Source organism: Pseudomonas sp. SB113, from assembly GCF_040754745.1.
GTDB classification, from domain to species: Bacteria; Pseudomonadota; Gammaproteobacteria; order Pseudomonadales; family Pseudomonadaceae; genus Aquipseudomonas; species Aquipseudomonas grimontii.
On record NZ_JBFMHW010000007.1, the window covers coordinates 217,748 to 229,408 of the forward strand.

At 61.7% G+C, this 11,661-nt stretch carries 11 protein-coding genes; 4 read left to right on the forward strand and 7 right to left on the reverse strand.

Going from position 1 to position 11,661, the window contains the following annotated elements:
* Positions 1-3: 3 nt before the first annotated feature.
* Entirely contained in the window at positions 4-870 is an 867-nt protein-coding gene (locus AB1462_RS12030; RefSeq protein WP_090399927.1) for a pirin family protein, read from the reverse strand.
* A 64-nt stretch (positions 871-934) separates the two neighbouring features.
* Complete coding sequence (locus tag AB1462_RS12035; RefSeq protein ID WP_090399925.1) at positions 935-1,351, reverse strand: OsmC family protein; 417 nt, start codon at positions 1,349-1,351, stop codon at positions 935-937.
* Positions 1,352-1,491: 140 nt separating this feature from the next.
* Between AB1462_RS12035 and AB1462_RS12040 the strand changes: the two genes are divergently transcribed.
* Positions 1,492-2,514, forward strand: coding sequence for an amidohydrolase (locus AB1462_RS12040; protein WP_259194563.1), 1,023 nt, complete (start codon positions 1,492-1,494; stop codon positions 2,512-2,514).
* 135 nt (positions 2,515-2,649) lie between these two features.
* Here the strand turns inward: AB1462_RS12040 and fabB are convergent, their stop codons facing one another.
* From fabB to AB1462_RS12065, 5 genes are all read right to left on the reverse strand, one after another.
* The gene (gene fabB / locus AB1462_RS12045) at positions 2,650-3,870 is read right to left on the reverse strand and encodes a beta-ketoacyl-ACP synthase I (protein WP_090399921.1); all 1,221 of its coding nucleotides are present in this window, start codon (positions 3,868-3,870) and stop codon (positions 2,650-2,652) included.
* Between the two features lie 11 nt (positions 3,871-3,881).
* The gene (gene fabA / locus AB1462_RS12050; RefSeq protein WP_003210552.1) at positions 3,882-4,397 is read right to left on the reverse strand and encodes a 3-hydroxyacyl-[acyl-carrier-protein] dehydratase FabA; all 516 of its coding nucleotides are present in this window, start codon (positions 4,395-4,397) and stop codon (positions 3,882-3,884) included.
* 249 nt (positions 4,398-4,646) lie between these two features.
* A complete protein-coding gene (locus AB1462_RS12055) occupies positions 4,647-6,548 on the reverse strand; it encodes an ATP-binding protein (RefSeq protein ID WP_090399919.1) in 1,902 nt (633 codons plus the stop codon).
* Complete coding sequence (locus AB1462_RS12060; RefSeq protein ID WP_090399917.1) at positions 6,545-7,474, reverse strand: ABC transporter substrate-binding protein; 930 nt, start codon at positions 7,472-7,474, stop codon at positions 6,545-6,547. The genes AB1462_RS12055 and AB1462_RS12060 overlap by 4 nt, the downstream gene beginning before the upstream one ends.
* A gap of 1 nt (position 7,475) precedes the next feature.
* Positions 7,476-9,596 (reverse strand): TonB-dependent receptor, encoded by a 2,121-nt coding sequence (locus AB1462_RS12065; RefSeq protein WP_338062206.1) that lies wholly within the window; start codon positions 9,594-9,596, stop codon positions 7,476-7,478.
* A gap of 195 nt (positions 9,597-9,791) precedes the next feature.
* On the opposite strand from AB1462_RS12065, the gene AB1462_RS12070 reads away from it, so the two are divergent.
* The 3 genes from AB1462_RS12070 to sixA are packed head-to-tail and all read left to right on the forward strand — an operon-like array spanning position 9,792 to position 11,621.
* Entirely contained in the window at positions 9,792-10,817 is a 1,026-nt protein-coding gene (locus AB1462_RS12070; RefSeq protein ID WP_259194566.1) for an NAD(P)H-dependent glycerol-3-phosphate dehydrogenase, read from the forward strand.
* Between the two features lie 10 nt (positions 10,818-10,827).
* Complete coding sequence (locus AB1462_RS12075) at positions 10,828-11,175, forward strand: DUF4389 domain-containing protein (protein ID WP_090399910.1); 348 nt, start codon at positions 10,828-10,830, stop codon at positions 11,173-11,175.
* Positions 11,172-11,621, forward strand: coding sequence for a phosphohistidine phosphatase SixA (gene sixA / locus AB1462_RS12080; RefSeq protein ID WP_090399908.1), 450 nt, complete (start codon positions 11,172-11,174; stop codon positions 11,619-11,621). The genes AB1462_RS12075 and sixA overlap by 4 nt, the downstream gene beginning before the upstream one ends.
* Positions 11,622-11,661 lie beyond the last annotated feature (40 nt).

The following is an 11,661-nucleotide window of genomic DNA, read 5'->3' on the forward strand; positions in this document are numbered from 1 at the left end:
TAGCTATCTCACCGGCAACTCAATTCTTTCAGTTTCACCCGGTACCGTCGGCCAATCCCCAGCCGCCCACCGTTGCCTGGCCTGCTCGATCTTCAACGGATTGCTCGCGACAAAATTCCAATTGATCCGCCGTGGTCCATCCAGCGGTGCTCCGCCAAACACCACCAAGTGGCAATCGCTCTCGGCGAACAGGGTCATTGCCTGCCCGGCCGGCAGTACCACCAGGCTGTACACTTCAAGCAGCTCGCCCTCCAGCTGTGCTTCACCCTCCAGCACATACACCGCGCGTTCCTCGTGCTCGTCAGGAATCAGCAAGGTCGTGGCCGTTTGCATCTGCACATCCGCATACAACGTAGGCGACAGCACCGGCACCGGTGATTTGAGGCAGAAGCCACTGCCGGCGATCAGGCGAATCCGGACACCCAGGTTGTCACTCACCGGCAGGCTCGCCGCTGGGTGATGGCTGTAATGCCCCGGTCCCTCTTCATGGTCCTTGGGCGATGCCAGCCACACTTGCAGGCCATGCATATTGAAACCGCTGGCCTTGAGTGTTTCGGGTGTGCGCTCAACATGGGCGATCGCACTGCCGGCGGTCATCCAGCTGACATCCCCGGCCTCGACCACTTGGTCGGAACCCAGGCTGTCCTTGTGCTGCAGCACGCCTTCAAACAGGTAGGTGAGGGTGGATAGCCCGATATGTGGATGTTGGCGGATATCCATGCCGCTGCCCGGCGCATAGCGGGTAGGCAGCATATGGTCGAAAAACACAAAGGGTCCGACGCTGCGGCATTCCCGCGAGGGCAGTGGCCGCAGGATCGGCTGGCCTTCGACATCTTCGGCACGTGGTCGGATCACGGTGAGAGGGGTCATGGTGCATCCCAGTCTGAGCGGGTTAGATGGTACTGAGCATAACCCGCTCGACGAGAGGTTGCCGCTATTGGCTGAACGCACCTTCCGAAAGGTGGGTTTCGATGGTGACCTCGGCGGTGGTCATCAGCTTGTGTACCGGGCAGCGATCGGCCACGCGGTGCAACTCGTCGCGCTGTTCGTCGGTGAGTACGCCCTTGAGCGTCAGCTTGACGTTGAGCTTGTATTTGCCCTTTTGCTCTTCGGTGGCGTCGTGGGTGACTTCCACGGTCACGCCGGTCAGCGGGATGTCCTTCTTCTGGGCATACAGCTTGACGGTCAATGCCTTGCACGAAGCCAGCGCGGCATCGAAGTAATCGTGGGGGGAGGGCGCCGAGTCGTCACCACCCAGGCTCTTGGGCAGGTCGGTAAACAGCTCGTGGTTGTTGATGTTGACGCTGTGGCGGAAGTTGTCTGCGTTCAGCGTATTGACGGTAACAGGCATGGCAAACCTCACGGGGTGGCAGGATGAAGGTCATGCAGTTATAGAGCATGCTGGCACTGGGGTGTTCCACATTTTTTGCCGGCTGAACCCCGGTATGGCGCGTAAGGTCTACCGGTATTCGCCCTTATCGAGGTTATACCGTGCCCTGGACCCGCCTGAGTCTTGCCCTGTTGCTCGCCGCCACCAGCCTTGCCGTGCAGGCCCGCGACTATGCCTACAGTGACGCGCACCTGCATTACGTGGATTTCTTCCAGGAAACGGCGGGTATGGACAAACTGCTTACGGCGATGGCAGAAAATCGCATCGAACATGTAATGATTTCCGGCATTCCCGTCGCAAAGAAGTGGCACGAAGACGAACCCAAGCGCCCGCGCTACTACGCCGGCGACGATGCGGACGCCTATTGGTACAGCGCCACTGACGTGATTGTTGCCGCAGCGGTCAATAAACTGACACCTGAACAGCGCCAACACTTTCATCCCTTTCTGTCCGGCTTCAACCCCAACGACAAGAACTCCGCCGCCCATATCCAGCGCATGCTCGACCTCAACCCAGGGCTGTGGCAGGGCATCGGTGAAGTCTTCACCCGTCACGACGACCTTACCGCCCTCACCTCCGGCGACACCCCGCGCGCCAATAACGAAGCCATGACGCGCATCTATCATCTGGCGGCGGAAAACGACTTGCCGGTAATGCTGCACTCCAACATCACCTCCAAGCGCGAGCGCAACCCGCTGTATTTGGCCGAAGTTGAAGAGCCACTGCGCAACCACCCGCACACCCGCTTTATCTGGGCCCATGCCGGCACCAGCAAGGAGATTCACCGCCATCAGGTGCAGATGGACTTTTTGCTGCCGACGTTGAGTCGCATGCTCGAGGCCTACCCCAACCTGTACATCGACCTCTCCTGGAGCATGCTCACGCCGTACTTGCTGGATGAGGCGGGTAAGCCTCGGCCAGAGTGGGTAACGCTGGTAGAGCGCTTCCCGGAGCGCTTTATGCTGGGTTCGGACGTCGTCGGGCGTTTCAACAAGCTGGGTAAGGAAATGCACCGCTTTGATGTCTTCCTTGATGCATTGCCTGAAGACGTTGCCCACAAAGTGGCGATGGACAACTTCCTGGCCATCCTGCCTAAACCGCCTCGCGATGATGGTGTGCGTTGATATTGCGTTCTCGTCTAACGCAAATGCGGCGGAGCATTGATAACTTCCAGGAGACCGGTTGCAAGGGGGCATCCAGTCGTCCATAAAAAAGCCCCGAACCAGTCGGGGCTTTTTCATGTGATCAACCTGCGGGGCTTATTTACCCTGCCAGCGTTTCAGCACCAGGGTGGCGTTAGTGCCACCAAAGCCGAAGCTGTTGCTCATCACGGTGTCGACTTTGACGTTTTCAACTGTCTTGGTCAGGATCGGCATATCGGCGACGACCGGGTCGATCTCGTCGATGTTGGCCGAACCGGCCATGAAGTTGCCTTCCATCATCAGCAGGCAGTAGATCGCTTCGTGAACGCCGGCGGCGCCCAGGGAGTGACCCGACAGGCTCTTCGTAGAGCTGATGGACGGGGCCTTGTCGCCGAATACCGCACGCACGCCTTCCATTTCCTTGGCATCGCCGACCGGAGTCGATGTGCCGTGGGTGTTCAGGTAGTCGATCGGGGTGTCCACGGTGGACATCGCCATCTGCATGCAACGGATGGCGCCTTCACCGCTTGGGGCAACCATGTCGTAGCCATCGGAAGTAGCGCCGTAGCCGACGATTTCCGCGTAGATCTTGGCGCCACGGGCCAGAGCGTGTTCCAGCTCCTCGACCACCACCATGCCGCCACCGCCGGCGATGACGAAACCGTCACGCTTGGCGTCGTAGGCGCGGGAGGCCTTTTCCGGGGTTTCGTTGTACTGGGTGGACAGCGCACCCATGGCGTCGAACAGGAACGACTGGCTCCAATGTTCTTCTTCACCGCCGCCGGCGAACACGATGTCCTGCTTGCCCAGTTGGATCTGCTCAACGGCGGTGCCGATGCAGTGTGCACTGGTGGCGCATGCGGAGGAGATCGAGTAGTTCACGCCCTTGATCTGGAACGGCGTGGCCAGGCAGGCCGAAACGGTGCTGCCCATGGTCCGCGTGACACGGTACGGGCCAACGCGCTTCACGCCTTTTTCGCGCAGGATGTCCAGCGCTTCCATCTGGTTGAGGGTCGATGCGCCGCCGGAGCCGGCGATCAGGCCGGTGCGTACGTTCGATACCTGGTCTTCGCTCAGGCCGGAGTCGGCGATGGCGTCTTTCATGGCCAGGTAGGCATAGGCGGCAGCGTGGCCCACGAAACGATAGATCTTGCGATCGATCAGTTCTTCGAGGGGCAGGTCGATGGAGCCGGAAACCTGGCTACGCAGACCCATTTCGGCATATTCCGGGTTGAAGCGGATGCCAGGGCGACTTGCACGCAGGTTAGCGGTGACGGTCTCTTTGTCATTGCCCAGGCAAGAAACGATGCCCAGACCAGTGATAACGACGCGGCGCATGCGGATAACCCTTAAAAGTTGTCAGTGGAAGTAAATACGCCGACCCGAAGGCCTTCGGCAGTATAGATCTCGCGACCGTCGACAGTCACCGAACCGTCAGCGATGGCCAGGTTCAGCTTGCCCTTGAGGACGCGCTTGATTTGAATGTTGTAGGTGACTTTCTTGGCGGTCGGCAGGACCTGGCCAAAGAACTTCACTTCGCCCGAACCCAAGGCGCGGCCACGGCCTGGCAGGCCTTGCCAGCCCAGGTAGAAGCCGACCAGTTGCCACATGGCGTCGAGGCCCAGGCAGCCCGGCATGACAGGGTCACCTTCGAAGTGACAGGCGAAGAACCACAGGTCCGGGGTGATATCCAGCTCGGCGACCAATTCACCTTTGCCGTACTTGCCACCCTCTTCGCTGATATGGGTGATGCGATCCACCATCAGCATGTTCGGGGCGGGCAGTTGCGCGTTACCTGGGCCGAACAGCTCACCGCGACTGCAGCGCAGCAGGTCTTCCCGAGTAAAGGCGTTTTGTTTGGTCATGCGAGCTCCTCAATAATCCCATGCGGCAGGGTAGGGCAAATCTTCCCGAACCGAATGAAGCGTTCATGCCTCATGTCGGCAGCCTACACATAGACTATTGCGTTGTAGTGAAAGTCACAGCGGCAAGGCACTGAATGTACACTTGTTCACTGAAATTTTAAACCGAGCCTGTTTATGGGCCCGTTCGGGTGCCTAAGACTGCCGCACTTTCGTCTTTCACGCCAGTCGGAGTTGGCTGATGGCGCGCCGCTATTGCACCCAGCGCTGCAGGATTTGCTGCAAATCCGTGCGTTTGAACGGCTTGGCCAGGTAATCGTTCATTCCGGCCGCAAGACAAGCTTCCCGATCGCCCTGCAAGGCGTTGGCGGTCAGGGCGATGATCGGCAGGTCAGCGCAGCCGGGCAGTTGGCGGATCTGCCGAGTGGCTTCGTAGCCGTCGATCAAGGGCAGGCGACAATCCATCAGGATCGCGGTGAAAATCAGGCTCTCGGCACTGCGGATCGCCTCGGCGCCATCGGTGGCCAGGCTGACTTCAAAGCCCAGGCTGCGCAGCATGGCTTCGACCACGGTGCGGTTGACCGGGTTGTCCTCCACCAGTAACACATGGCGACCCTCGCCGGCGCTGTGCTTGCCCTCGGCATCCAGGACGATCGACGGCTGGCTGTGCTGGTCGATGGCCAGGGGGATCTCCAGGGTAAACACCGAGCCACGGCCTTCTTCGCTCTGCGCGCGCAGGGTGCCGCCCATGCGTTCGGCCAGGGTACGGGCGATGGGCAGCCCAAGACCGGTGCCGCCGTAACGTCTTGAAATGGAACTGTCGGCCTGCTGGAACGCATCGAACATCAATTCCAGGCGCTCGGCGGAAATCCCGATGCCGCTGTCACGCACGGTGCAGGTGAACCACACCAACTCATGGTCGAGGATCTGCCAGTGGGGCTCGACGCTGACGGTGCCGTGTTCGGTGAACTTCAAGGCATTGCCGATCAGGTTCACCAGGATCTGGCGGATCCGCGTCGGATCGCCCTGTACCCGGAGTGCGTCCATGCCGGGCGGGATCGGCAGCTTGAGCGCCAGCCCGCGCTGCTGGGCGCTGTGCTGGAAGGCCTGGGCGCAACTGTTGATCAGGTCGGCCAGGTTGAACGGGATATGCTCCAGCTCCAGGGCGGCGCGTTCGATGCGTGAGAAGTCGAGAATGTCGTTGATCACCTTGAGCAAGTGCTCGGTGGATTCGGAGGCCAGCGCCGCGTATTCAGTCTGCTCCTCGGTCATTTCGGTGGTTTCCAGCAGTTGCAGCATGCCCAGCACGCCGTTCATCGGCGTGCGCAGTTCGTGGCTCATCATGGCCAGGAAGTCTGACTTGGCGTTGTTGGCCCGTTCGGCCTCTTCGCGGGTCTGGATCAACTGGGCGATGGCCTGCTGTTGTTCGCGGCTGGCCTGGTTGAGGCCTTCGGCGAGGTTGTTGATATGCCGCGACAGGTCGCCCAGTTCCGAGTCATCCACAATCGGCAGCGGCGTTTTGTAGTCGCCTTGCTGGATGGCCTTGACCGCATGGCCCATGGCGCTGATCGGTTGCGACAGGCTCGCCGCCAGGCGCCGGGCGAGCAGGAACGTAAACAGCAGGGCGAACAGCGCGAGGATACCGGCCTTGAACAGGATTTCCTGCTGGCGCTGGCTGAAGGCGTCATTGGACATACCGACGATCACCCGGCCCAGGTAATCCGCGCGGGGTGCCTTGGGTTCATTGAGGTTGTCCTGGAAAAAGTCATTGCCCAGCTGGATATGTTGCAGGCGGATCGGCGCCTGGAACACTTTTACCGACAGCGAGCGGTCGTGTTTCTCCGAGGGTTGTTCGACGTACACCAGGATATTTTCGCTGCTGTCCTGAATCTCCAGGAAGCGCACATGGGGCGTGGCCAGCGTGGCGCGCAGCAGGCTGTCGAGCACATCGTTGTTGCCCGAGATCACCCCATATTCGGTGGCGGGTGCCAGTTGGTTGGCGATCAATTGGCCGGTGTGGTCCAGTTCCTGGCGCAGGTCCTGGATACGCACGAAGGTGAAGAAGCTGATCAACAGCAACGTCAGCAACAGCGCCGGGCCCAGGGTGATGAGCTGGGTGCGGGTATTGATGTCCCAACGACGACGCAAGGTCATGGGCGTTTTTCTCCTTCGGCCATTCGGGCGGCGACGTTGGCTTCGTCCACCTGTTCGATGCCCAGTGAGCGTGCGACTTGCGCGTTACCCACGACTTTGAAGTGTTCGGGGTACAGCGCGCGTGGCCAACCGGCCGGCGGCTGGTCCAGCAAACGGTCGAGTACTGCCAGCCAGTCGTTCTGGTCGCTGTAGGTGCTGGCGAGGCTGCCGGCTCGGACAAACCCTGCGTTGGGCCCGAACAGCGGCAATTGCTGGGCGTAGCTGCTCAGCAGCAGGTTCTTTGCGGTCTTCGGGTTGTACAACTGCGGGTCATCGAGGCCGAGCAGCACGTCGCTGTTCCTGAACAGGCTTTGCAGCGGACGACTGTCGTTAGTGTTGTCCCAGCGCTGCGGCACGATCTCCAGCTCCAAGGCCGCCGCATGCTGGCGCAGTTCGGGCAGCAGGAATTCACTGTCGACGCCGTAGAGCACGCCGATGCGCCGTGCCTGGGGCAGGACGCTGGTGATCAGGCGCAGTTGCCGCTCCAGCGGTGGGTCGCTCCACAACAGGCTGACCCGCGCGTGCCGTGAGGCCTCCGGGCGCTGATGGGCTTGTAGCCGACTGATGCGCAGTACCAGCGTCGGCGGGCCTTGGGGATCCCGCAGGCGCCAGTCGAGGCCGGGCAGGTCGAGCAGGATCAGGCGTGTGCCGGCGGGCAGGTGGCTTGGCGCTGGCAAGTCGGCGAGGGGCGTGAAGGTGATGCGGTCTTCGGGACGTTGCTGGGCCAGCGCCTGGGCAAAGGCTTCTACCCCGGCGCCGTCTTCGGCGGCGGTCAGCAGGATCTCGGCGCTCCAGGCCGGTGCGCACAGCAACAGGCCGGCCAGCAGCACGGCAAGTCGCCGGAGCTTATAGATAAAGAAGAAGGTCATCCGTGACGAGTCGCCCATGTCAGAACTCTAACTCCGCGCTGAAGTAGAGTACGTGACGATGGTCGTAAGTGTTATCGGCCCAGGTGGTGGGCTGGTTATCGAGGCGTTGTTGCAACATGCCGGCCAGCTCCACATTGGCTTTGCCCAGGGCAATGCGCTTGGCCACCCGCAGGTCGACCCGTTCGAAACGATATTGGTTGAGTGCGTCGTCGCCATAGTAGAACAGCGCGCTGGACCAACCTTGGCCCCATTCGCGCAACCAGCCGGCCGAGCCACTGTTACGCGCGGTCTGCGCTTTGTCCAGCGGGTTGCTGGTGGTGGCGTCGACGTAAGCATAGGTCAGCCGCAGGCGGTCGGCGTTGCTTACGCGCCAGTCGAACTGGGACTCGGCGCCGGTAAACCGCGAACTGTTGGCGTTGCTGGCAATGTACTGGTTATTGCGCAGCGGCGAGCTGATCATGTCGGTGATTTCGTCGTAGAACAGCTTCACGTCCATGTTCAGCCCGATGTCGGCAAAGAACCCGTTGTAGCCCAGCTCCCGCGAGCGCATCAGCTCTTTGTCGAGGTTGCCCGGACCCCGCGTTTTCACGAAGTACTCTCCGGAACTCTGCCCATAGGCCGGTGAACTGAGGTTGGTGACGCGGTAGCTCCAGTTGACGTTGTTCTCGAACATGTCCGGCGAACGGATGGCTTCTGAGTACACCGCGCGCAAGCCGTGGCGCGGATTGATCAAATAGTTGACCGCCACCCTTGGCGTCAGCGAATGGCCGCTCAGGTGCGTGTCTTCGAACATGGCGCCGCCTTGCAGCAGCCAATGCTCACTGGCGCGCCATTCCAGCTGGCCGAACAGGCGCCAGGTGGTGTCGTCCAAGGTGCCGTTGAAGTAGGTATCCGAGTCGGCGCGGTCGTAGCGGTAGTTCATGCCGCTGACCAGACGCAGGCTGTCGGACAGGCTGAGGGTGTCTTGGATTTCCATGTCGTAGCGGCTTTCGCGGGTGCTCTGGTCGATGTCACCGCAGACGCTCTGGTTGGCGCCGTTGCGCCACTGGTCCAGTACCTGGTTGGCCAAGGCTTGTTCGGCAGCACTGCCCGGTGGCGCGGAGCCCTGGCTGTAGGTGTCCATGTGCCGGGCCAGCCGTTCGGCATAGTTGGGGTTGAGCTGCCACAACTGGGTCAGCTCGGGGCTGAACGAGACCTTGGCGTCGCAGGCCTTCCAGATTTGCCGGCGGTCCCACTGCTGGGCCGAGCCTTGGATATACAGGCTGTGCTCGGGGTTGAAATCAAAGTTCCAGCGCAGGGAACCGGCGTAGTCCTTGGCCGTGACGTCGGAATTGTCGCCGCCCTCGGTAATCCCGGCGAATACCGGGGCGTAGGTGTAAGGGCGCTGGTTAGTGCCTTCCTTGGCGTTCAGTTGCCAGTCGATACTCTGCTGCGTGTTCAAGGTCTGGCTCACTGCCAGGCTGAAGCGGTTGAGGCGACGGCCGTCCCGGCGATCGGCGCCAACGGCATCGCTGTCAAAGCCATCGTCCTGTTGCCCGGACAGCGACAGACGCAGATCGCCGGTTTCCCAGCCCACGCCCTGGCTGGCATAAAAGTCATCGATGCCCCGCTCACCGCGAATCACCTTCACCCGTGAGCCATGGCTGTTGGCCGGCGAGCGCGTAAGGATATTGACCACCGCCATCAAGGCATTCGCCCCGTAGCTGACGGTGTTGGGGCCGCGGAAGACCTCGATGCGCTCGATGTCCTCCATCGCCACCGGAATGTCGCTCCAGTCCACCGTGGCCAGGCCCGCGCGGTACACCGAACGCCCGTCGATCAACACCTGCATGCGTCGCGCATCGCTGGCACTGGTGCCGTGGTAATTCACGGCCGCCTGGTTGCCGGTGGTGTAGCCGACCATCATCCCCGGCACCAGGCGCAGCAGTTCGCTGATGTCCCTTGCGCCGCTGGCCTTGATCAACTCGCTGTCGATCACGGTCATGCTGCCCGGCACGGCGGCGGCCGACTGCTTTAGGCGCGTGGCGGTCAATACCTGCGGCAGCGGCTGGCTGTCGAGGAACAGGTCGTCAGCCAGCGCAGGTGCACTGCACAACAGCATAAGCAGTAGAGATGAACGGGAAGGAGGGCCCAAATACACGACATGGCCTTGATAATGACGGATAGCCGCCCATGTTAACTGAGGCGAGGCTATTTGCCAGTCGTCGCCCTTGCAATTGCGTCACACGGGTATGGTATTTCCCGACGAACGTAGGATTTGATACGGGGGCTGGCCGCAAGCGGGTCGCTCCGTATAATGCCGCCATCGCCACTGGTATGGATTAACGGATTGCATATGACTGAACAGCGCCCTATTGCGGTCCTGGGAGGCGGAAGTTTTGGTACCGCCGTGGCTAACCTGCTGGCCGAGAACGGTCACCCGGTGCGCCAGTGGATGCGTGATCCCGAGCAGGCCGAGGCGATTCGCGTACACCGCGAAAACCCCCGTTACCTTAAAGGCATCAAGATTCATCCGGCGGTCGAGCCGGTCACCGACCTGTTGGCCACCCTGACGGACTGCGACCTGTGCTTTGTTGCGCTGCCTTCCAGCGCCTTGCGCTCGGTGCTGGCGCCCCATGCCGAGCGCCTGGCGGGCAAGCTGCTGGTCAGCCTGACCAAGGGCATCGAGGCGCAGACCTTCAAGCTGATGAGCGAAATCCTTGCAGAGATCGCTCCCCAGGCGCGCATTGGTGTGCTGTCCGGGCCGAACCTGGCGCGGGAAGTCGCCGAGCACGCGCTGACCGCTACGGTGATCGCCAGCGAGGATGAGGAACTGTGCGAGCGTGTCCAGGCGGTGCTGCATGGCCGGACCTTCCGCGTATACGCCAGTGGCGACCGCTTTGGCGTGGAGCTGGGCGGGGCGCTGAAAAACGTCTACGCGATCATCGCCGGCATGGCGGTGGCGCTGGGCATGGGCGAAAACACCAAGAGCATGCTGATTACCCGTGCCCTGGCGGAAATGACCCGCTTCGCGGTGAACCAGGGCGCCAACCCCATGACCTTCCTGGGCCTGGCCGGTGTGGGCGACTTGATCGTCACCTGCTCGTCGCCGAAAAGCCGCAACTACCAGGTAGGGTTCGCCCTGGGCCAGGGCCTGAGCCTGGAAGACGCGGTGACGCGCCTGGGCGAAGTGGCCGAAGGGGTCAACACCCTCAAGGTGCTCAAGGCCAAGGCCCAGGAAGTCGGCGTGTACATGCCGCTGGTCGCCGGGCTGCATGCGATCCTGTTTGAAGGGCGCACCTTGAACCAGGTCATCGAATTGCTGATGCGCGCCGAACCCAAAACCGACGTCGACTTTATTTCCACCAGTGGTTTCAACTGAGGAACGCGCCATGAACGATCCGAAAGCAGCCCCCAAGTACGAGTCCATCCTCCTGCGCATCCTCTGGATGCTGGTGTTTGCCCTGGTGTGGCAGGTGGCGCAGTTCCTGCTCGGCGCATTGGTGGTGGTGCAGTTGATTTACCGCTTGGTCTACAGCGCGCCAAACCTGGGCTTGATGAACTTCGGCGACAGCCTCAGCCAGTTCCTTGCGCAGATCGGCCGCTTTGGCAGCTTCCACACTGAGCAGAAGCCTTGGCCGTTCGCCGACTGGCCGACTCCGCGTGCACCCGAGGGCGAAGCCGCCCACAGCGTGCCGCCGGCGCCGCACCCGGTGCGTGATGAGGAGCCGAAGCTATGAAGGTGTGGGTCTTGCGTCACGGTGAGGCCGAGGGCCAGGCCCGCACGGACGCCGAGCGCAACCTCACCGAGCATGGCCGCGCCGAGGTGTTGCGCAGTGCGGCGCACCTGATCGGCCAGCCGCTCAGCGCGATCATTGCCAGCCCGTACGTGCGGGCGCAGCAAACTGCACAGTTGGTGCGGGATGCGCTGGGTTTTGAGGCGGACATCCGCACGGTGCCTTGGCTCACGCCGGAGGGCAATCCGCTGGAGGTTCTGAACAAGCTCGACAGCGATGACAATGTGCTGCTGGTCAGCCATCAGCCGCTGGTCGGCAGCTTGATCAGCTTTTTGCAGCATGGTCATCAGCGCCAGCCGCAGCCGATGTACACCGCCAGCCTGGCGGAACTGGAGGGCGACTTCCCGCTGGCCGGGCTGATGAGCCTGGTCAGCGTGAAGAATCCGTAGGTCATATCGCTGCTTTGTGTGTGCTATATAGTCAGCCAAG